Genomic DNA, 20,847 nt, shown 5'->3' on the forward strand with positions numbered 1-20,847 from the left:
CGGCAAGGGCGCCATGCTCATGCATGGCGTCGGCCATCCTGGCCAAGGCGGGGATATCGGCATCGTCCCACAAACGCAATTCGATGAAGGGGGTGATTTCCGAGGTGTGATGCATCTCGGTCTGCTCGGTGAAGACGACGCCCCAGCCGCCTTCCGACTTGATCCGCCGCATCTCGGCGGCGGCGGAGGGGTCGCGATAGCCACCACCATTGCAATGGGGCACCTGGTAGAACCGGTTCTTGGCCGTCACCGGGCCGATCTTCATCGGCTCGAACAGAATGTCGTAGCGTGGATGGCGCATGAAATTCCCCGGGTTCGACGATCGCACCGCCGGGCAGATGCGAGGCGTCCCGATGCCTCCCAAAGCGCAGCGTGATCTGAACGAATTGCTTCAAATCACGATGACGCATCGAACCAGAGCGTTAGAGCAGGCAGCCGCTCGATCGTGAACGCGCTTGCCCTGGAGCATCACCACCAATTTCGGGGAGCCCGCGGCGACGGCAAATTAGAGTTTTCCGATGCAATGGATCAGCTGGGCTGAAGCAGGCGCGCTGCCTCGCTTGCACATCACCGCGCACGCTGCTGAAGCGCCTGGCGCAGCATCACCGCCGCGGCTCCGAGCGTCTCGACAGGATGGGCCTTGCAGTATTCGCTGATCCAGCGGCGAATCGAGGTGCCATCCTCGTCGATCAGCCAATCCTCCGCCCGCTCAGCAAGATTTGCCCCGCTGAGGAAGCCGGCAACCCAGGCTGCATAGGCCGTGCCCTGGGTCGAATTGGCGCTTGCCGTCCACCTGTCACAGGTCACGTCCATATAGCCGACGGCCGAGCGCCTTACTTCCTGAGCCAGCGCCGCGCCGGAATGGACCATGGCAGACAGGACGATCGCTCCGATGACACCCCGCATGCCGTCAGCCCGGTCGATTCGTGTTGGCGGACATGGTGCAATCCTTTTCCAGCCGGGCCTGGAGCAAGGCGGTCAAATGCTGGTGCCCGTCCGCCTGAGTTGCCACCGCGAACCGAGACTTTCGCAAAACGGCAAGTTTCATTCGCAGTTGTCGGCGAACAGCCCTCAGACTGTCAACCATCCCGAACGAACTGCCCCGTTCGTGATCCCGACGCAGCGCAAAGAAAATCTCTTGCCTGCGCACCCAATTGAATGTCTGCCCGCCAAACCAAGATCGCGCCTTGACGGAAAGGCTTCCCCTCTCTGCGGGGCTGCCATTCCCTTGCTCACCTTGTGCACCAGGCACCCATCCATCCTTCATCCACCACCATACCCGCTTCAATTCCCGAAGCGGCCCTGTTCCTTCTGCAACTGATGCGGCGGCCCCTCGATCATGATCGGACCAACGCTTATCGACGATCGTATCTATGCGCTAAAGGGCCTTTTCGGCTTTCCGATGACCAAGCAAGTCTTGGCCCTGTCAAGTCTTGGCCCTGTACTGATTGGTGCCGATGATCATCGGGAAATGCTCCGCAGGTTCCCGCCATTCTGCTGCCAATGATGTGAAGCCGGATTTAGGCGAAAACATGGGTCCGGCTGGCAAGAAAGCCGGCCGAGGCCGTATTTGGCGACCTGTCCGGGCGGGCCGACGGGCCGAAATCAAACAGGCAGGACGTCATTTGCCGTGCGGGAGTGCCCGGCCTCTGGGGTGATTTCATCGCAAGAAACCAGACCCCGGGAGCGGACCGGACGGCGAGCCGGCCAAAAAGGCCGGTCGCCGTCTCGCGGATGGAAACGGCCCATCCCGTTCGCAGGCTTTCTCAGTAATAGGCCGTGCAAACCCGGTTGCCATAGGAATCATAGCCCACCTGGGCGCATTGGCGCGGGCCGCCGCCATAGCCATCGTAACCCGGCTCGGGTTCGCGGCTCGGGGTGGTGGCCGCACCCACGGCGGCCCCGCCGGCCGCACCGATGGCACCGCCGATGAGGGCACCGCGCCCCTTGTTCTTCGAGACACCGGCGCCAATGGCGGCACCGGCCACGCCGCCAAGCACGCCGCCACCGACCGCCCGGTCCCCGGGATTGTCCGACGCACACCCCGCTACCGACATAGCGACGGCGCCCGCCAAAACCGTGATCAGAATTTTTTTCATAGATCGGTCTCCGTTTGCCAGATTACCGCTAAGTAATGATTCGGTCGCAATCGTGGCGAGCGTATTTCATCGGTTTATTTTAACCATGCCTGGCGATTGCCAGACCCTCCTTTCAATTTGAATTGAGGTAATTCGATCGATGCAAAATGGTTCAACTTTCCAAGGGGGCTGATCGACTGCTAAGGTCGCCATCTATTTGATAGAAAGACATTATCCAAGCCGCTCTCCCAACCCAGGGAGTGCCAAAGTCGCCGCGAGATCGCGCGTGAACTGGCGGGCCACTTCTGTCGGTTCGGGCTGAACCCGCAAGGCGATATAAAATTGCGACCGCCACACCAGGCCGGGTCCGTCGAGCCTTCGCATCTCACCGCGTTCGACCCATTTGCTCGCGAAATGAACGGGCAGGAAACCGAGGAAACAGCCGCTGCGGATCAGCACGGCCTGCGCTTCCATATTCGAGACCGAGGCCGTGATCAGGGGATCCTGTAGTGCGGCGAGTTCGGCGCGATGCAGATAGGGGCGGACCGTCATGGGATGGCGGGCAATCACCGCCGGCGTGATCTGCGCCGTAGCGCCGGCAAAGAGCGGATGGGCCTGCCCGCAATAGAGGGCATGCTCCTCCACATAGACAGGCGCATAGTCGATATTGGCCTGGCGGTTCGGGAACGGGCCGATGGCGACATGGATGTCTCCGGTCTGCAGCCCCTTGCCCAGCGCTTCGGGCGTGCCGACCTCCAGGCTGAGGCGGACCTGCTGCTCGCGTTCGAAAAAGCGTTGCACCGCCCGATGCACGGGCAAATCGGGGTTGTCCGCCTCGCTGTCGACGATGCCCACCCGCAAATGACCGGTGAGAATCCTGCGCAGGACGCCGAGATTGGCCTCGCAGGTCTCGAGCGAGCCCAGCATGCGCTTGGCTTCATGATAGACCGCCTCACCCTTCGGGGTCAGTGAGAATCCCCCACGTCCGCGCTGGCAAAGCGTGAAACCCACGGCAAGCTCGAGATCCTTGAGATGGGTCGAGATCACGGACTGGCCCGCGCCCAGAACGGCCTGTGCCCCGCCAAAGCCGCCATGCTCCACCACCGCGCAGAAGGTGCGCAGGTTCCGCACCATGTAGTCGCTGATCCGCATGACGGTCCCCGGGACAGACAGGTTTCGACAGTTTCCCGTTACATCAAAATTCCCGATGTAAGAATTGAAAAGTTCCGAATTATGAATGCATTCATTTGCGGCATCATCCCCAACCAATCGCCCGGCTGCCCCATGCCCATAGAAGGCACCTCCACCATCCCGGCCGGACGACGCCTTGATGATCCAGCTTCATCCAAGAGGGGACGTTTTCCATGAGCCACCCACACGCCGCGACCACGCCATCTCGGCTCCGAGCCGGTGGCGATGCCGCCACGAGCCCCGTCCTGCGCCGGGCTGCCTTTGCCAGCTTCATCGGCACCTTCGTCGAATGGTTCGACTATGCCGTCTATGGCTTTCTGGCGACGGTGATCGCCGTGGTGTTCTTCCCGGCCACCGACACGCGCAGCGCCCTGATGGCCACCTATGGCGTCTTCGCCCTGTCCTTCATCGTCCGTCCGATCGGCGGGGTGATCTGGGGCCATTTCGGTGACAGGTTCGGCCGCAAATCGACCCTGACGCTGTCGATCTTCATCATGTCGTCAGCCACCTTCGTCATCGCCTTCCTGCCATCCTACCAGACGGCCGGGCTGGCCGCGCCGGTGCTGCTCCTGCTGACCCGCCTCGTGCAGGGCTTTGCCGCCTCGGGCGAATATGCCGGCGCCGCCTCCTTCCTCGCTGAGCACGCGCCCGACCGCAGGCGCGGCATCTATACCTGCCTGGTGCCGGCCGGCGAGGCCGCGGGCCTGCTCGCCGCCTCCCTCTTCGTCGCTCTGCTGCATGCGCTGCTGACCACCGATCAGCTGCAGGCATGGGGCTGGCGCCTGCCCTTCCTGTTCGCGCTACCCTTCGGCTATGTCGGCGTCTTCATCCGCCGCCGGCTCGAGGAGACGCGCCACTTCAAGTCCCTGGAGGCCGCCCATCACGTGCCGCCGGCGCCGGTGCTCGAACTTCTCGGCAAGCACCGCCGCCAGGTGCTGATCGCCTTCGGCGGCACGCTGCTCAACGCCGTCGGCTTCTATCTCGTGCTCAGCTACATGCCGACCTATCTGGCCACCGAGCTCGGCATCAGCGAAACCGCCGCCTTCCTCGGCTCGACCATCACCCTCACGGTCTATCTCGCTTCGATCTTCGTGATGGGCATGCTGTCGGACCGGCTCGGCCGCAAGGCCGTGCTGATCGCCTGCTCGCTGCTGTTCGCCGCGCTCACCGTGCCGCTGTTCGTCGTACTCTCGTCCGTCAGCTTCACCGGCCTCGGTTCCGGCGGCTTCCTGGCGATCCTGGGGATCTGGGCGCTGTTCGGCGCCCTCCTCGCCATGAATGGCGGCACGCTGCCGACTCTGCTGTGCGAATTGTTCCCCACGCGGGTGCGCTATTCGGGTTTTGCCCTCAGCTTCAACGCGGCGAACGCCCTGTTCGGCGGCACCGCCCCCTTGATCGCCACCTGGCTGATCGGGGCGAGCGGCAGCAAGCTCGCGCCGGCCTGGTTCCTGGTGGCCGCCGCGCTGGTGACCCTCCTCGCCATCGCCATGACGACGGCCGGCCGCGCCGGCTCCACTCTCGACGACGACTAGAAGCGGCGCGGCACAGCTCGCCCCGTCGCCTGAAAACTGCAAGGACCCGCAATGAGTGAACATTCCTACGAAGCCGGACGGCTGAACCTGCCTTTCGTCGGCATCTCCACCTTCGCAAAGCGCCCCTATGTCGCCGATTGGCGCCGCATCGACGCCGACGTCGCCATTCTCGGCGCCCCCTTCGACTTCGGCACCCAGTTCCGCGCCGGTGCTCGCTTCGGTCCCCGCGCGGTGCGCGAGGCCTCCACGCTGTTCAGCTTCGGCCATGCCGGCGCCTATGACCATGAGGACGATCGCACCTATCTGCCGGCTTCGGTGCGGATGGTCGACATCGGCGATGCCGACATCGTGCACACCGACACCCAGAAGAGCCATGCCAACATCGAGGCCGGAGTCGCCGCCATCCTCGATGCCGGGGCGATGCCGGTGGTGATCGGCGGCGACCATTCCGTCAACATTCCCTGCATCGACGCCTTTGCGGGGCGCGGCGATATCCATATCCTCCAGATCGACGCCCATCTCGACTTCGTCGACGAGCGCCACGGCGTGCGCTACGGCCACGGCAATCCGATGCGCCGCGCCGCCGAGAAATCCTATGTCAGCGGCCTCACCCAGGTCGGCATCCGCAATGTCTCCTCCACCGCCAAGGAGGGTTATGACGATGCCCGCCGCATGGGCTCGGACATCCTGTCGGTGCGCCAGATGCGCGCGCTCGGGGCCAAGGGCGTGATCGATCGGATCCCGGCCGGAGCGCGGGTCTACGTCACCCTCGACATCGACGGCTTCTGCCCCTCCATCGCCCCGGGCACCGGCACGCCCTCGCATGGCGGCTTCCTCTATTACGAGGTGCTGGAAATGCTGCAAGCGCTGGCGCGCCGCAACGAGGTGGTCGGCATAGACCTGGTCGAGGTGGCGCCCGACTACGACCACACCGGGGGCACCGCGATCCTGGCGGCGCAGATCCTGCTGAATTTCCTCGGCTTCGTGTTCGACGCCCGCTCGGCAAGGGCTGCCGCCTGACCGGAAACGATAGTCGCAGTCGGTTCCGGCGCAGGGCGCGCTATAGCACGAAGCTGACCGGTCCCCCGCTTTCGGGATGGGGAATCACACCCATCTCGATGCCATAGATGGCCTTGAGGCAGGCGGGCGTCATGATCTCGGCGGGGGTGCCGCGGGCGATCAGGCGGCCGCCATGCAGGGCGACCAGTTCGTCGCAATAGCGCGCGGCCATGTTGACGTCGTGCAGCACCACGACGACGCCGATGCCGCGTTCACGCGACAGGCGCCGGACCAGGGCCAGCACATCGACCTGATGAGCGATGTCGAGCGCCGAAATCGGCTCGTCGAGGAGGAGGCAGCGCGTGTCCTGCGCCATCAGCATGGAGAGCCAGACACGCTGACGCTCGCCCCCCGACAGCGTATCGACCAGCCGGTCGGCGAAGGGCTCGACGTCGGCCAGCGCCATCGCCTCGGCAACCTTTTCGGCATCGGTCTTGCCGAAGCGCCCGAACGGGCCATGCCAGGGATAGCGCCCGAGTGCGACGAGTTCCTTGGACAGCAGGCTGGTGGCCGGCGGGATGTGCTGGGGCAGGTAGGCGACCTGGCGGGCAAAGGCCCGTTCGCCCCAGTCCCCAAGCAGGGTGCCGCCGAATCGCACCGAACCGGAGGTCGGCGCCTGCTGACGCGCCAGGATCTTGACCAAAGTCGACTTGCCCGAGCCATTATGGCCGACCAACCCGATTACCCGGCCTGGTGCCAGGGACAGCGTCAGGGGCTGCAGCAGCACGCGCCCGGGAATGGCGAAGCTGACGTCTTCGAGCGCGAAGAGATCCGTATCGGCAAGAGCCGGTATCGGAACTGATGCACTCTCTTGCGAAGCGGTCATAGGCATCGGCGTTATCACTTGAAGATGATGGGTATGGTCACGGTTGCGGCACGGCCGCCGGGTGGGGGCGGGACCGAGCCAAGCCGGCGGATGGTATTGACGCCGCTGGTATCCAGGCTTGGATTGCCACTCGAACCGGCGAGGCGAGGAGATGAAACTTGCCCGCTTGCGCTGATCGAAAAGGTTACACGGACCGTGCCCCTTCCGCTTGCCGATATCGAGTTGGCTGCCCGATTTACTCGGGCGTATACGGCGCGCTTCCAGGCGGCGAGTTCGTCACCCGTTGCCGAGCCCGACTGGCGCGGCGCCGCGGGCTGGACCGCCTGCTGGCGAGGGGCGACGACGGTGGGCTTGGGCTGCACCACGGGACGCTGCCGCTCCGGCTCCTTGCGGGGCGCGGGCTTCTTCTTCGGCTTGGGCTGTGGCTTGGGCGCCGCGGGCAGGATCACCTCCGCCTTGTCCTTTGATGGCAGGTCGGGCACCACCTCCGGGGGAGGCTCCGGCGGCGTTTCGGGCTCTACCGTTTCCGGCTGCACAGGTTCAGGCTCCGGTGGCGTCTGCTCCGGCACTTGCTGAGGCTCCACCGGCGTTGGCTCGACCTCCTGAGTCTGCGGTTGCACAGGCTCGGGCTCGACCGGCTGGACCGTCTCGGTCGGCGTCTCCTGCGTCTGCTCAGGCTGAGTCTCGGCCAAGGCTTCCTGGGGCGGCGCTTCAGGCAGAGTGGTCGGAGGGGCCAGATCAAACTCAATAGCCGGCAAGGGATCTCCGGCGGGAGGCGGCCCGACCGGATGCCAATCGCGTGCAACCCAGATACCGGCACCATGCACGAACAACATCACGACCGCTGCCGCCGTCCACAAGGCGACGTTGGGCAGGCTTGCAGCCTTGCCGGCCAGCCTGGACAAAGGCACCTGCTCACTCATTGTTGCGGCGCGGCGCCTGTGCTGACGGCTTGTCCGGTATCCTCGAGACCGACCAGGGCGATCTTGAGATAGCCGGCGTTACGCAGGAGATTCATCACAGCCATGATGTCGCGATAGGCGACGCCGCCATCGGCGCGCAGGAAGACACGCTGCTCGCGGTCCGCCCCCGTGAGCTGGTCGATGGCGGGCTGGAGCTGCTCACGCGGCACGGTGTTTTCGCCGAGCGCCAGGGTCAGATCCTTCTTCACGGTCAGGAACACCGGCTTGTCCGGGCGCGGCTGCACCTTGGCGTTGGAGACGGGCAGGTCGACGGCGACATCGACGGTGGAGAGAGGCGCCGCCACCATGAAGATGATCAGCAGCACCAGGATGACGTCGATGAACGGCGTGACGTTGATGTCGGAGACTTCCGACAGGTCGCCGTCCTGCGGATCCTTGAGGGAGACGCCCATACCGTCAGCCTACCGTCTGCGTGCGCGCGGATGCCAATGTGCGGACCGGAGCGGCGTTGCCATCCCGCTCCACGCCGCGGTCCTGGCGCTCGAGATCGCGCGAGACATGCTGCAGCACCTCACCGGAAGCGTCCGACAGGAGAGCCCGGTAGCCGGCAATGGCGCGGGCGAAGACATTGTAGATGATCACGGCCGGAATGGCGGCGACGAGGCCGATCGCGGTGGCGAGCAGGGCCTCGGCGATGCCGGGTGCCACCACCGCCAGGTTGGTGGTGTGCGACTGCGAAATACCGATGAAGGAGTTCATGATGCCCCACACCGTGCCGAACAGGCCAACGAAGGGGGCGGTAGCACCGATGGTTGCGAGCAGGCCGGTGCCGCGCGTCATGGAGCGACCAGCACGCGCCTCGATGCGGGCCAGCGCGATCGCCAGACGCTCCTTGATGCCATCGGCCGGCAAATCGTCCGAACGCAGCAATTCGCGGTTGGCCGCCGTCACGAGATCGGCGACGGCTCCCTTCCCCGACTGGCGCGACCGGATGGCCTGGGAGGCGGCTTCCAGGCTCTCGGCAGTTTCGAGCAGGCGCGCCGCCGTCTGCGCCCGGCGCTTGGCGAGCAGCAGCTCGACACCCTTGGCCAGCCAGATCGTCCAGGTCACCAGCGAGGCGAAGGCAAGACCGATCATCACGCCCTTCACCACCACGTCGGCCTGCATGAACATGCCCCAGGGGGACAGGTCATGCGGCAGGATACTGGCCGCGGCGGCGGCTGGATCGCCGGCCGGCGGGGGCGCCGGTGCCGGCTGTGCATCCTGGGCGAAGGCCCGAACCGGTACCATCGAGGCAAGCGAAATCAGGACCATGAGGGGCCCGTTGCGGCGAAAATCTACCATGTGTAGCTGGCCTTCAGGGTTGCGACGCGGCCCGCGCCGTAGTTGCAGCCATAGATACCGGAACAGCCCGCAACGTAGCGCTTGTTGAAGACATTGTTCACGTTCAAGGCGAAGTCCCACGCCTTGTATTTGTAATGCATACCGAGATCGACGAGGGTGGCGGCCGGCACCTTGTAGACGTTCTGGTTGTCGGCATAGGACGAGCCGATGTAGCGAATGCCCCCCTGCAGGCCGAGATTCTGCAGCACCCCATCCTGGAAGGTATAGTCGGCCCAGAGCGAGGCAGTGGTTTCCGGCACCACGTTCGGCCGCTTTCCGACCACGGTGGAATCGGTGTCCTTCTTGATGCGGATCTGCGAGGCGGTGAAGGCCGCCGTCATCTTGAGGGCATCGGTGACGTTGGCCTGTACTTCGACTTCGAGGCCGCGTGAGCGCACCTCGCCGAGCTGGTTGCTAAAGCCGAGATGTTCGGTGTCCGGCGTCACCACATTCTGCTTGGTGAGGTCGTAGTAAGCCGCCGTGATCAGGCCATCGAAGAAGGTCGGGCGATACTTCACGCCGGCCTCATACTGAACGCCGGTCTCCGACTTGAAAGGCTGGCCGGCAAAATTCGATCCGATCACCGGGTTGAAGCCGCGGGAAACCGAAACATAGGGCGTGATGCCGTTGGCGAAGGCGTAGGAGAGGCCGGCGCGGCCGCTGAAGGCACCCTCGACCCCGTTGAAATTGGCATTCCCGACCGAGGCGGTGCTGTCCGTCCAGACCCGGTCATAGCGCCCGTTCAGGGTCAGCAGCCAATTGTCGGCGAAGCTGATCTGGTCCTGCAGATAGGCGCCAAGCTGGTGCATGGTATATTTCTGGCGCAGATAGGGCGTTACCACCCCGCCCTGCGGCGTGCCATAGACCGGATCGGTGGCGCTCAGGGGGGTGGTCGTGAAAGTCCCCTGCATCTGGTTGATGGCATAGTATTTGTAGTCGAGGCCGAACAGCAGGTCATGCGCCAGAGGCCCGGTGTCGAACCGCCCTTCGAGCTGGTTGTCGGCCGAGAAGGTGTTGACCGTGGTGTGGTGCGCAAAACCGAGGCGATGAAGCTGGTTGTCGTCGGACACCGGCACGGGAGAGGGCACCCACGGCGTCGAGGAACCGGGAACCTCATAGCCATAAGGGTAGGCATAGCGCTCGCGCGTATCGAGATAGGCGTAGCGCACGTTCTGGCGGAAGGTCCAGGCATCGTTGAAATCGTGCTTGAACTGATAGCCGATCATCGCCTGCGAGCGACGATACAGGTCGTCCGAGGGTTCGGAGGAATAGAAATCGCGGGAAATGCGCCCGAAGCGGGTCGCCTTCACCGTACCGTAATAGGGCAGGAAGCCGCCGGTATGGTCGAGATCCATATTGGTGTAGTTGGCCAGCAGCGTCAGGCTGGTCGCATCGTTGGGCGTGTAGGTCAGGGCCGGGGCGATGAAGCCCTGGAAGCCCCTGGCCTTGTCGGTTTCGTAACCGCCGCCCGCAATTCGGCCCGTCAGGCGATAGGTCCACACACCGGCTTCATCGAGCTTGCCGCCGAAGTCGAAGCCCGTGGTGGCCTGGCCCCAGCTGTTGATGCCCGCCTCGATCCGGCGCAGCGGCTCATCGCTTGGCCGCTTGGAGACGAGATTGAGGATGCCGCCGAGATTGCCGCCGCCATAGAGCACCGAGGAGGGGCCGCGCAGCACCTCCACGCGCTCGAGGGCGTAGGGATCGACATAAAAGCTGCCAAAGGCATATTGGTAGAGCGGCAGGCCATCGAGGAAGATACCGGTCTGGCTGGCGTCGAAGCCGCGGATGAACACCCAGTTGGTGCGGGGGTCATAGCCATAGGGCGCACCGGTTACGCCGGCCGTGTAGTAGAAGACTTCGTCGAGCTTCTGGGGCTGCCGAGCCTCCAGCTGGTCACGGCCGATCACGGTCACCGATTGCGGAACCTTCTCGATCGGCGTGTCGGTCTTGGAGCCTGCCGTGGTTTTCTTGGCGACATAGCCCGTCACCGGGCTCGTGCCCGTCCCACCACTGACGACGACCGGATCGAGCGCAATCGTTCCGCCATTGCTCCCCTGTTGTGCGGACGCGGCTGTTGCCGCGGCCAGCATCAAAAGGCCCGATGCCGTCCCCATGGACAGCTTGACGCAAACTCCAACCCGCCGGTCCATCACCTCTACCATCCCAGTGAGAGAAACAATATCGCGCGGCACCAAGAGCCTGCAGCGTCATTTGGCAGACGTTTAGACCAACAAGCTTTACCATGTAAACAAACTTATAATAGAATTACTCATACAAGTGAGTAATTATACTTGTTTTGATTTGTGCAATTTATAAAGATTCAAAACTGTGCAGGAGCACGAATATTCTCTGTTGCATGCCGTATATTTCAGGTGCCATAAGCCGGCCCTGTCAGTAAACGAGATCTTTTCGAGGGATGGCCGCCTTCGCCTGGTCAAGGCTGGCGCATGCTTCGCTTCCTCTACGCAGCGTTTGCGAACTCGCTTTTTCCGGGGTGCGGTTCGCAAACACTGCAGATGTCTGAAATCCTGCAGGTCTCTTGATCGGCTCATGGCTCGATCCCGGAGATTCTGCCTGGCGCGGAGACGCCGTGAAACTGCTTGCCACCTTGCTTCCGACAGCCTTGCGCCATGCCGCCATCGCTCTGGCGTGCCTGGCGCTCGTCCCGAGCGTCGCGCACGCCCAAGCTGCGGCCGCGCCCGAGCGCCTCGTCGTGCTGGACTGGACGGCAACCGCCATGGTGAGGTCGCTCGGTATCGATCCCGTCGGCGTGGGCGACGCCGATCTCTACCGCATCTGGGTGGGCCAACCGCCCCTGTCGCAGAGCACGTGGGATGTCGGCCTTCGCGACACGCCCAGCCTGGAAGCCGTTGCCTCCCTCAAGCCGGAGCTCATCATCGTCAGCCCTCTCGGTGCCGCCGCGCGTTCCGCGCTGCAGCGCATTGCACCCACCCGGGAGGTGGCGGTCTATTCCGGAACGGGCGATCCCCTTCGCCACGCCGAAACCGAGCTCCAGGCGCTGGCCAAGGTCGTGGGGCGCGAGGCCCAGGCGCAGGCCGTCGTGACACGGGCCGATACCGAGTTTGCGAGCTTGCGCCAGCGCCTCGCAGGTGCGGCCATGCCTCGCCTGCTCGTCATCCAGTTTCTCGACAAGCGCTTCGTGCGTGTCTACGGGCCCTCCAGCCTGTTCGGCGGGGTGTTGCAACGGCTTGGCCTCGGCAATGCCTGGCATGCGCCGACCAATGGCTGGGGCTTCGCCCTGGTAGGCGTGGAAAGGCTTGCCGCCTTTACCGATGCCGAAATCGTGGTGGTCGACCCCTTACCCTCCGAGGTGACGCTCGCACCTGATACGGACAGCCTGTGGGGCAACCTGCCTGCAGTGAAACAGGGCCGCGTGAAGCGGCTTGCCGCGACCTGGCCCTTCGGCGACCTGACGGCGGCGCAGCGCTTCGCCAGTCTCCTGGTCGATGCCATCAGTGGGAACCGCGCAGCGGACGGTGGCAATGCCCGGTTCTGACGCACGCAGCCCCCTGCTTGCCTACACCGTCCTGGGCTCGCTGGCTCTCGTGCTGACCGCCTGGTGCTGGACCACGCAATTGCCGGCCGCGCAATGGTGGGGCGCGGTACTCCATCCCCGGTTCGACGACCCGCAGCAGCTCGTCTTTCATTTCTCCGCCCTGCCTCGCGCGCTCACTGCAATCCTGGCCGGCGCAGGACTCGGTCTGGCCGGTCTCCTCTTGCAACAGACGCTGCGCAATCCCCTGGCCTCCCCTACCACGCTCGGCCTGGAAGCGGGCTCCCAGCTTGCCTTGACCATCGTCCTCGTCGCCGCTCCCGGGCTGCTCGTGCTCGGACGCCCCGTGATCGCACTGGCCGGCACGCTGCTGGCCCTGGGGTTCGTGATGGCGTGCGCGGCGCGCAATCGCTTCTCCTCCGTCGCCCTGGTGCTGGCCGGCTTGGTGGCAGGGCTGTTCTGCGGCGCACTCACTATCGCGCTGCGCCTTCTCAACCAGGAATATGTCGCCACCCTCTTCCTGTGGGGTGGCGGCTCGCTGGCGCAGCAGGACTGGACGGCGCCAGTGGCACTCGCGCCGTCCATCGCCGCGCTCTACCTCCTCGCTGCACTCTTGGCCCGCCCCTTCGAACTGCTCGCCCTGGACGAGGAAAATGCACGCGCCCTGGGGGTGCCGCTCGGCGTGGTGCGCTGCGCCGGCCTCCTCCTCGCCGCCTTGCTGACGGCGGTGGTCACCGCCCATGTCGGGGTGATCGGTTTCGTCGGGCTGGCGGCACCGCAGATCGCACGCCTGTCGGGAGCCCGCCGTTTCGCGGCCCGGCTGGTATTGGCCCCCTTGACCGGCGCCCTGCTGGTGCTGGCGGTCGACGCCATCGTCGGACTGCTGGAAGCGGCCGGCATCATCGACCTGCCCACGGGCGCGGCCACGGCCTTGCTGGGCGCCCCGCTTCTGCTCTGGCTTCTGCCGCGCTTGCGCCGCAGCGAGCCCCCCTCCACGCAGCGCTCCCTGGCCACCAGCGCGCGCGACCGGACCCGGCTCCTACCTTTGCTCGCCGCACTGCTCGTCCTCGCTATGGCTAGCGCCTTGCTGATCGGCCATGGCAGTGCCGGCTGGTGGCTGACCCCGCCGGCAGACTTAGCCCTGGTCGAGCCCTGGCGGGCTCCACGCGCCTCGATTGCCGCCCTGGCCGGTGCCATGCTCGCTACTTCGGGCTTGCTGCTGCAGCGGATATCGGGAAATCCGCTGGCCGCACCCGAGGTGCTCGGCATCGGCACCGGTGTTGCCTTCGGCATGGCCCTGGCGATGATCCTGGGCCAGACGGCCGGCCTGGCTGCTCACACGGCGGCCGGCGCGGCCGGGGGTTTTCTTGCGCTTTTCCTGGTGCTGATGGTGGGCCGGCGCAGCGGCTTCGCCCCCGACCAGGTCCTGCTCACCGGCCTTGCCCTCTCGGCCCTGCTCGACGTCGTCATCGTCGCCTTTCTCGCATTGGGCGATCCCCGTGCGCCGCAAGTGCTCGCCTGGATGGCCGGATCGACCTATTATGCCGATTGGCCCAAAGTACTGACGACAGCGACCTTTGCCGCCCTGCTGCTGCCATCCGCCCTGGCACTGACGCGCTGGCTCGACATCGTGCCGATGGGCCCCGTCACGGCCAGGGCTCTCGGCTTGCCGGTCAAGACCAGCCGGCTGGCGATCCTGGCCATGGCCTCGCTGCTGACATCCGTCGCGGTCATGGCCACTGGCCCGCTCACCTTCGTCGGCCTTGCCGGGCCGCATATGGCGCGCCTCATCGGCCTGCGCCGCGCCTGGTCGCAGATCCTCGGCTCGGTCCTCATCGGCGCCCTGGTCATGGTCGTCGCCGATGCCCTGGCGCGTACGCTGATCGCCCCCCGTGAACTGCCGACCGGCATCGTGGCCGCCCTGATCGGACTGCCCTACCTGATCTGGCAGCTCGGGCGTCGAGCTCATTGAGGGGTCGAAGACGATGAAGGCCCGAATGGAGGCAATGGCCGCGTCCCGGCGCGACGTGTATAGATCTCCGATCCGTTTTCGTTGCGAGGAAGGCCCTGGCGGCTACCTCTGCATCCCTGCATCCCTGATTGCTCGATAGCCATGGCCTTACTGAAACGCTTTGCCGCCTATTATCTGCCCTATCGCGGCCTGTTCCTGCTGGATTTTTCCTGCGCGATCGCCTCCGGCCTGCTCGAGCTCGGCTTTCCCGTCGCGATCAAGATCTTCATCGATACGCTACTGCCGTCAGGCCAGTGGCAGTTGATCACCCTGGCCTGTGTCGGCCTTCTGGCCGTCTACATCGTCAATACCGGCCTGATGGCGATCGTGACCTATTGGGGCCACATGCTCGGCATCAACATCGAGACCGAGCTGCGGCGCAAGGCGTTCGACCATCTCCAGAAACTGTCCTTCGGCTTCTTCGACAACAACAAGACCGGCCATCTCGTCGCCCGGCTCACCAAGGATTTGGAGGAGATCGGCGAGATCGCCCATCACGGTCCCGAAGACCTGTTCATCGCGGTGATGACGCTGGCCGGCGCCTTCCTGCTGATGTTCTCGCTGCATGTCGAGCTCACCCTCATCACCGCTCTCGTCGTGCCCGTAACGGCCTGGGTGACGCTGCGCTATGGCGGCCGCATGACCAAGAACTGGGGCGCGCTCTATGACAGCGTGGGCAGCTTCAACACCCGCATCGAGGAAAATGTCGGCGGCATCCGCGTGGTGCAGGCTTTCGCCAATGAGGACCATGAGCGGGCGCTGTTCTCGCGCGACAATCACGATTATCGCCGCACCAAGCTGCAGGCTTATTGGCTGATGGCCGCCTCCAATTCGCTGAGCTATCTGAGCATGCGGCTCACCCAGCTCGCCGTGATGGTCGCCGGCAGCTATTTCGTGCTGACCGGCCAGCTCAGCCATGGCGGCTTCGTCGGCTTCCTCCTGATGATCGGTGTGTTCTTCCGTCCTATCGAGAAGATCAATGCCGTGATCGAGACCTATCCCAAGGGCATCGCCGGCTTCCGCCGCTATCTCGACTTCCTCGACACCCGGCCCGACATCACCGACCGACCCGATGCCCGGCCGGCACCGCTGCTCACCGGCGCCATCCGGTACCAGAAGGTCGGTTTCGGCTATACGCCCGACCGACAGATCCTGGCCGATCTCGATCTGTCGATCGCCGCCGGCGAGACGGTGGCTTTCGTCGGGCCGTCGGGCGCCGGCAAGACCACGATCTGCTCGCTCCTGCCCCGCTTCTATGACGTCACACAGGGTGCCATCACCATCGACGGCATCGACATCAGGGATCTCACCCTGCGTTCGCTGCGCAGCCAGATCGGCATCGTGCAGCAGGACGTCTTCCTGTTCGGCGGCACCATCCGCGAGAACATTGCCTATGGCCGCCTCGAAGCGAGCGAAGACGAAATCCTCGAGGCAGCCCGCCGCGCCCGTCTCGACGGCGTGATCGCCTCGCTGCCCAATGGCCTGGACACCCTGATCGGCGAACGCGGCGTCAAGCTGTCGGGCGGCCAGAAGCAGCGCCTGGCCATTGCCCGCATGTTCCTGAAGAACCCGCCGATCCTGATCCTCGACGAGGCGACCTCGGCGCTCGACACCGAGACCGAGCTCGCCATCCAGCAGGCCCTCGCCGAGCTTTCCAAGGGGCGCACCACCCTGGTGATCGCCCACCGCCTGGCGACGATCAAGAATGCCGACCGCATCCTCGTCGTCGACCGCGGCGGCATCGTCGAGCAGGGGCGCCATAGCGATCTCCTCGACAAGTCCGGAATCTATGGGCGACTGCACCGGGCGCAATTTGTCTGACGCCTTGGGAAGACAGGCACTGCAGCAAATCGGGCCTGTCTTTCCAACGACATCGACTGGGAACGACCTCATATTACTTTCGGAATGCTCGCATTCTATTCTTATTTATATTTTACACAGAGACAGATAATCTGTACAATTTAGAATTAATATAAATCATTTCGGTTGAGAGGCACTGCTTTTCTGGATAATGCTTGCGTAATTGCCCGGCATCGCCGCCCGCTCACAGATTTCGCTCCATGAACAGCCGCAGTCACGACATCGAAACTCTCTATGCCGCGGAGCGGCCTCGCCTGGAGCGGACGCTGCGGCGCAAAGTCAGGAGCCGGGATGCGGCGCTCGATCTCATCCAGGACATGTTCCTGCGGATCTGGGAGCGCACCAGCGACACCACCGGCAACGCATCGGCATTCCTGACCCGTTGCGCCCGCAATGCAGCGATCGATCATCTGAGGTCGGAGTCGAGGCGCGAGCGCCTGCAGGAGGGCACGCTGCCGAGCCAATATGCGGCCTCTCCCGCAACGCCGTTCGAAATCCTCTCGGCCCGCCAGAACCTGCAATCCCTTCAGGACAGAATCGCGGCACTGCCCCGGCAGACGCGGCATATTTTCCTGCTGAACCGCATTCACGGGCATAGTTTCGTCGAGATCGCCGCGACGCTGGGCATCTCGGAGCGCGCCGTGGCAAAGCATATGGCACGAGCGCTCGCTGCCTGCGCAGCAAGCGATGGCATATCCCCGGACGGGGCCTGAGGCAACCGGCCCCCAATCCTCCACAGACGCTCGTCCCCGACGATCGCGTCGGCCGGCATCATGCGACAGGCAAGCCCGGCACAGTCGGGCTATAGTGCCGCGATTCTCTATCGCACGGTGCCATAGACGAAAAAGCGGTTTTCGAGGCCACGGATCATGGCACCCCCCCAATCCTCACGAGATGTCGAACAGGAGGCCAGGGACTGGTTCGTTCGCCGCCTCGCTGGATTGTCACGGGCCGAGCAGGCCGAATTCGAGCACTGGTTCGGTTCCGATCCCGCTCACGCCGACGCCCTTCGCAGGACGGAGCAGGTCTGGAGCGCTGCCGAACGGCCCGCCCGCCAGCTCGCCTCCAGGGAAAACGAAGCGCTCGCGCCCTATCTGCACGCCGTCGACAGAAGCCGGCGCCAGCATCGCAGCTTCCGCCGGCTCTCGGCTGCCACCCTGGTGCTGGCACTCGGCCTCGGCGGCGTGATCTGGCTGCAGAACCCTCATCTGCTGCAGAAACTGATGGCCGATCACAGCAGCGGCCGCGGCGAACGGCGTGCCATCACACTGTCCGATGGTTCGAAAGTGCTTCTCGACGCCGACAGCGCGCTCGACGAGGCCTTCGACAAGAACGAAAGACAGGTCAGGCTCCTGCGCGGCACCGCCTCTTTCGACGTCGCCCCCGGCAAGGCTCCTTTCGTCGTGCGCGTGCCGGACGGCGACATCAGGGATATCGGCACCCAGTTCGACGTCAGTCTCGGCGAAGACGGCACAATCGTTACGCTCGAGAGCGGCAAGGTCGCCATCAAGGCCGAGCATATCGGCGAAGCTCTGCTGGACGAACCGGGCCAGCGCCTTCGTTTCGACAGGCAAGGCCTAGGCGAGATCGAACAGGTCGATCTCAAGGATGCGCTGGCCTGGCGCAAGGGACGCTATGTCTTCTACCGGGCCCGGCTGTCCGAGGTCATCGAGGAAATCGCGCGGTATCGGCAGGGAAGGATCGTCGTTACCGATGCGGGCCTGAGCGACCAGCGCGTCACCGGCAGCTTCAGCCTGGCCGACACGGATGCGGCACTGCAGTCCCTGCAGGCCAGCGTCGGCTTCCGCATGACTGCCCTACCCGGTGGACTCGTCGTGTTCATCCGGCCGTAAGGTGTCCGATTCCGCGATACGAAGAAAAATCTTCGCCAAGGGGTTCAGTGAAACGCCCCCTCGAACGTGAAGACCATGGAGGCTGGTAATCCGCAGGTGCCAAGACCGCGGGTTTGCCGGTGATCGATGATCGAGGGGACAGGTTGCGATGAGTAGGCATGGCGTGAAGCGTGTGGCCGGCAGGATGGCGGCCGCCATGCTGATGGCTGCGACGACGGCAAGCGTGGGCGTGTCGGTGGCCCGGGCAGAGCAGCCCGCCGGACAGCGTTTCACCTTCAATATTCCGGCGAGGCCGATTCCCCAGGCGCTGAACGAGATCGGGCGCGTCGCCGGTCTTTCCGTGGTCTTCCGCGAGAACAGCCCTATCAAGACGCTCGGCCGCCCGGTTCGCGGGTCCCTGACCGTGCAGCAGGCGCTTGCCAGGCTGCTGGCGGGCTCCGGCTTGAACTATCGCTTCAGCAATGCCTCCACAGTGACCGTCCTTTCTGCCGACGTCACCGCGAGCATCGGCGGAACCGAGAACTCAGGCGCGATCGAACTCGACCCGGTCATCGTCCAGGCGCAATCGGCCTGGGCCCCGGTGCAGGGCTATGTCGCCCGCCAGAGCGCCTCGGGGACCAAGACCGACACGCCGATCATCGAGACACCACAGTCCGTCACTGTCGTAACCAAGGACCAGATGGTGGACCAGAAGGTCGCCTCCCTGGCCGACGTCCTGACCTATACGCCGGGGGTCGGCATGCAGTCGCAGGGCTTCAGCCGCATGACGGATGACGTGATGCTGCGCGGCTTCGACGTCGCCACCGGCAATGGCGGCATGCTGCGCGACGGCATGAAACTGCAGTCCAATGTCTATGACAGCGCCCAGGAGCCCTACGGCCTGGAGCGCGTCGAGGTCTTGCGCGGGGCCTCCTCGGTCCTCTACGGCCAGTTGGCGCCAGGCGGCGTGATCAACGCCATCTCCAAGCGCCCGACGCCAACACCCCTGCACGAAATCAATCTCGAATATGGCAGCTATGACCGCAAGCAAGCCTCCTTCGATCTTTCCGATGCCCTGACGGCCGACGGCACCCTGCGCTATCGCCTGACCGGCCTGGTGCGGGACGCCGACAGCTGGGTCAGGCACGTACCGGACGACAAGGTCTATATCGCGCCCGCCATCACCTGGCAGCCGAACGAGGCCACGTCCTTGACGCTCCTGGCGAGCTATCAGCATGTGAATACCCGCTTCATCACGCCGCTCTACTGGAACGACGTCGCGACCGGGCGCATTCCGCGCAAGCTGTTCCTGGGCGAGGAATCCTTCGATCGCTTCGTGGGCGATGCCTATACGATCGGCTATGCCTTCGAGCACCGTTTCGACGAGACGCTGAAGCTGCGCCAGAACGCCCGCTACTACTATTCCGACGTGCGCTGGGATTATATGCAGGCTGGCCTCCTGCCCGTCACCAACGGCCAGCTCGCACGGCGGGCCAGCGCCCGCACCGAGCGCTCCTACGGCATCACGGCCGACACCTCGATCGAGAAGAGCTTCGAGACCGGCCCGCTCAACCACACCCTCCTGGTCGGCTTCGACTATTACCGTCGCAGCTACGACTCGCACCGCTATCGTGGCTCGATCGTCCCGCTCGACATCGACAACCCGGTCTATTCCGGCTACCCGGTCATCAACTATGGCGTCGATCGCGGCAGCGACAATCTCAGCGACCAGTTCGGCATCTATCTGCAGGACCAGATTCGCCTCGGCAACCTGACCGTGCTGCTCGGCGGGCGCCATGACTGGAACCGCGCCACGGTTCTGAACTACCTGACGGGCGCCAAGTCGCGCCAGAACGACAGCGCCTTCACCGGCCGCGCCGGGCTGGTCTACCGCTTCGACAACGGCATCGCCCCCTATGTCAGCGTCAGCCAGTCCTTCGCGCCGCAGCTCGGCCTGGACGCAATCTCCGGTACGGCACTCAAGCCCAACAAGGGCCTGCAATACGAGGCGGGCGTGCGCTACCAGCCCGAAGATACCAACCTGCTGCTCAGCGCCGCCGTCTACGAGCTCACCCAGCAGAATGTCAGCAGCTTCGACGCCCTCGGCGACGTCTATCAGATCGGCAAGGTCCGCTCGCGCGGCGTCGAGCTGGAGGCCCATTCCTCCTTCGGCAATCTCGACCTCGTCGCCAGCTACGCCTTTACCGACAGCAAGACCCTGCAGAGCGCGGTAGCCTCCACGGTGGGCCGGCCGGTGGACCTGGTGCCCCGGCACTCCGCCGCGCTATGGGCGAGCTACAAGCTCGACGATCTCGGCGTGCGGGGGCTGAAGATCGGCGGCGGACTGCGCTATGTCGGGGAAACCTACATCGCCGACAGCATCGACGTGCTGGGCAAGCCGACCCACGTGCCGGACTATCTGCTGGTTGACGCCATGGCGAGCTACGACCTCGGCGTGATCGACAAGAGACTCGACGGTGCCAGCCTGACCGTGAATGCGCGCAATCTGTTCAACAAGAAGTTCTACACCTGCGCCGGCTCGACGGGGTGCCGCTATGGCGAGCCGCTGACGGCAACCGCGACGCTGTCCTATAAATGGTAACTCTCTCGCCAGGGCGGGCGGCCGTGCGGCGCGACA

The 20,847-nt window shown here is 64.7% G+C and carries 17 protein-coding genes (1 of these 17 running past the window's edge); 8 read left to right on the plus strand and 9 right to left on the minus strand.

What is annotated here, in order from left to right; genetic code table 11:
- The 4 genes from ACIGJE_RS33880 to ACIGJE_RS33895 all read right to left on the minus strand — a co-directional run.
- Positions 1 to 301: the start of an oxidoreductase gene (locus ACIGJE_RS33880; RefSeq protein ID WP_415084222.1), read on the minus strand. Its footprint begins 1,769 nt before the window's first position; only the first 301 of its 2,070 coding nucleotides appear in the window; the start codon lies at positions 299 to 301; its stop codon lies off the left edge, out of view.
- Positions 302 to 567: 266 nt separating this feature from the next.
- Positions 568 to 906 (minus strand): HdeA/HdeB family chaperone, encoded by a 339-nt coding sequence (locus ACIGJE_RS33885; protein WP_068294318.1) that lies wholly within the window; start codon positions 904 to 906, stop codon positions 568 to 570.
- A gap of 860 nt (positions 907 to 1,766) precedes the next feature.
- Positions 1,767 to 2,099: a YMGG-like glycine zipper-containing protein gene (locus ACIGJE_RS33890; protein ID WP_068294316.1), complete on the minus strand. Its 333-nt coding sequence runs from the start codon at positions 2,097 to 2,099 to the stop codon at positions 1,767 to 1,769.
- 210 nt (positions 2,100 to 2,309) lie between these two features.
- Positions 2,310 to 3,230, minus strand: a complete 921-nt coding sequence (locus tag ACIGJE_RS33895; protein ID WP_415084219.1) for a LysR family transcriptional regulator — start codon at positions 3,228 to 3,230, stop codon at positions 2,310 to 2,312.
- A 212-nt stretch (positions 3,231 to 3,442) separates the two neighbouring features.
- Between ACIGJE_RS33895 and ACIGJE_RS33900 the strand changes: the two genes are divergently transcribed.
- Both ACIGJE_RS33900 and speB read left to right on the plus strand, forming a co-directional pair.
- Positions 3,443 to 4,801 (plus strand): MFS transporter, encoded by a 1,359-nt coding sequence (locus ACIGJE_RS33900; RefSeq protein ID WP_415084217.1) that lies wholly within the window; start codon positions 3,443 to 3,445, stop codon positions 4,799 to 4,801.
- Positions 4,802 to 4,852: 51 nt separating this feature from the next.
- Positions 4,853 to 5,821 carry an agmatinase gene (gene speB, locus ACIGJE_RS33905; protein WP_311940608.1) on the plus strand — a complete coding sequence of 323 codons (969 nt, stop codon included), beginning with the start codon at positions 4,853 to 4,855 and terminating at the stop codon, positions 5,819 to 5,821.
- Positions 5,822 to 5,861: 40 nt separating this feature from the next.
- Here the strand turns inward: speB and ACIGJE_RS33910 are convergent, their stop codons facing one another.
- From ACIGJE_RS33910 to ACIGJE_RS33930, 5 genes are read right to left on the minus strand one after another with little or no spacing between them, the layout of a single operon-like run.
- On the minus strand, positions 5,862 to 6,686 hold the full coding sequence (locus ACIGJE_RS33910; RefSeq protein WP_483681762.1) for an ATP-binding cassette domain-containing protein: 825 nt from the start codon (positions 6,684 to 6,686) through the stop codon (positions 5,862 to 5,864).
- 14 nt (positions 6,687 to 6,700) lie between these two features.
- Positions 6,701 to 7,597, minus strand: a complete 897-nt coding sequence (locus ACIGJE_RS33915; protein ID WP_367624901.1) for an energy transducer TonB family protein — start codon at positions 7,595 to 7,597, stop codon at positions 6,701 to 6,703.
- A gap of 8 nt (positions 7,598 to 7,605) precedes the next feature.
- Positions 7,606 to 8,061 carry a TonB system transport protein ExbD gene (gene exbD / locus ACIGJE_RS33920; protein WP_311940604.1) on the minus strand — a complete coding sequence of 152 codons (456 nt, stop codon included), beginning with the start codon at positions 8,059 to 8,061 and terminating at the stop codon, positions 7,606 to 7,608.
- 4 nt (positions 8,062 to 8,065) lie between these two features.
- A complete protein-coding gene (gene exbB / locus ACIGJE_RS33925; protein WP_376717731.1) occupies positions 8,066 to 8,953 on the minus strand; it encodes a tonB-system energizer ExbB in 888 nt (295 codons plus the stop codon).
- Positions 8,947 to 11,154, minus strand: a complete 2,208-nt coding sequence (locus ACIGJE_RS33930) for a TonB-dependent siderophore receptor (protein WP_483681764.1) — start codon at positions 11,152 to 11,154, stop codon at positions 8,947 to 8,949. The genes exbB and ACIGJE_RS33930 overlap by 7 nt, the downstream gene beginning before the upstream one ends.
- Before the next feature lie 428 nt (positions 11,155 to 11,582).
- Here ACIGJE_RS33930 and ACIGJE_RS33935 point away from each other — a divergent pair, with 428 nt between their 5' ends.
- The 6 genes from ACIGJE_RS33935 to ACIGJE_RS33960 all read left to right on the plus strand — a co-directional run bounded on the left by ACIGJE_RS33935 (position 11,583) and on the right by ACIGJE_RS33960 (position 20,811).
- Entirely contained in the window at positions 11,583 to 12,509 is a 927-nt protein-coding gene (locus ACIGJE_RS33935; protein WP_483681712.1) for an ABC transporter substrate-binding protein, read from the plus strand.
- Positions 12,496 to 14,478, plus strand: a complete 1,983-nt coding sequence (gene fhuB / locus ACIGJE_RS33940) for a Fe(3+)-hydroxamate ABC transporter permease FhuB (protein WP_483681714.1) — start codon at positions 12,496 to 12,498, stop codon at positions 14,476 to 14,478. Before ACIGJE_RS33935 ends, fhuB begins: the two co-directional genes overlap by 14 nt.
- Positions 14,479 to 14,619: 141 nt before the next feature.
- Positions 14,620 to 16,338, plus strand: coding sequence for an ABC transporter ATP-binding protein (locus ACIGJE_RS33945; RefSeq protein ID WP_483681716.1), 1,719 nt, complete (start codon positions 14,620 to 14,622; stop codon positions 16,336 to 16,338).
- Positions 16,339 to 16,577: 239 nt separating this feature from the next.
- Positions 16,578 to 17,090, plus strand: coding sequence for an RNA polymerase sigma factor (locus ACIGJE_RS33950; RefSeq protein WP_311940597.1), 513 nt, complete (start codon positions 16,578 to 16,580; stop codon positions 17,088 to 17,090).
- Positions 17,091 to 17,246: 156 nt separating this feature from the next.
- Entirely contained in the window at positions 17,247 to 18,230 is a 984-nt protein-coding gene (locus ACIGJE_RS33955) for a FecR family protein (protein WP_483681718.1), read from the plus strand.
- 148 nt (positions 18,231 to 18,378) lie between these two features.
- Positions 18,379 to 20,811, plus strand: coding sequence for a TonB-dependent siderophore receptor (locus ACIGJE_RS33960; RefSeq protein WP_483681720.1), 2,433 nt, complete (start codon positions 18,379 to 18,381; stop codon positions 20,809 to 20,811).
- Positions 20,812 to 20,847: the final 36 nt, after the last annotated feature.

The organism is Labrys sp. E2SS-1L (assembly GCF_057073705.1).

Excerpts from the sequence above, each read along its gene's own strand:
- ACIGJE_RS33885 (WP_068294318.1), bottom strand. The coding sequence starts at position 906 with ATGCGGGGTGTCATCGGAGCGATCGTCCTGTCTGCCATGGTCCATTCC.
- ACIGJE_RS33890 (WP_068294316.1), bottom strand. The coding sequence starts at position 2,099 with ATGAAAAAAATTCTGATCACGGTTTTGGCGGGCGCCGTCGCTATGTCG.
- ACIGJE_RS33895 (WP_415084219.1), bottom strand. The coding sequence starts at position 3,230 with ATGCGGATCAGCGACTACATGGTGCGGAACCTGCGCACCTTCTGCGCG.
- ACIGJE_RS33900 (WP_415084217.1), top strand. The coding sequence starts at position 3,443 with ATGAGCCACCCACACGCCGCGACCACGCCATCTCGGCTCCGAGCCGGT.
- speB (WP_311940608.1), top strand. The coding sequence starts at position 4,853 with ATGAGTGAACATTCCTACGAAGCCGGACGGCTGAACCTGCCTTTCGTC.
- ACIGJE_RS33910 (WP_483681762.1), bottom strand. The coding sequence starts at position 6,686 with ATGACCGCTTCGCAAGAGAGTGCATCAGTTCCGATACCGGCTCTTGCC.
- exbD (WP_311940604.1), bottom strand. The coding sequence starts at position 8,061 with ATGGGCGTCTCCCTCAAGGATCCGCAGGACGGCGACCTGTCGGAAGTC.
- exbB (WP_376717731.1), bottom strand. The coding sequence starts at position 8,953 with ATGGTAGATTTTCGCCGCAACGGGCCCCTCATGGTCCTGATTTCGCTT.
- ACIGJE_RS33930 (WP_483681764.1), bottom strand. The coding sequence starts at position 11,154 with ATGGTAGAGGTGATGGACCGGCGGGTTGGAGTTTGCGTCAAGCTGTCC.
- fhuB (WP_483681714.1), top strand. The coding sequence starts at position 12,496 with ATGCCCGGTTCTGACGCACGCAGCCCCCTGCTTGCCTACACCGTCCTG.
- ACIGJE_RS33945 (WP_483681716.1), top strand. The coding sequence starts at position 14,620 with ATGGCCTTACTGAAACGCTTTGCCGCCTATTATCTGCCCTATCGCGGC.
- ACIGJE_RS33950 (WP_311940597.1), top strand. The coding sequence starts at position 16,578 with ATGAACAGCCGCAGTCACGACATCGAAACTCTCTATGCCGCGGAGCGG.
- ACIGJE_RS33955 (WP_483681718.1), top strand. The coding sequence starts at position 17,247 with ATGGCACCCCCCCAATCCTCACGAGATGTCGAACAGGAGGCCAGGGAC.
- ACIGJE_RS33960 (WP_483681720.1), top strand. The coding sequence starts at position 18,379 with ATGAGTAGGCATGGCGTGAAGCGTGTGGCCGGCAGGATGGCGGCCGCC.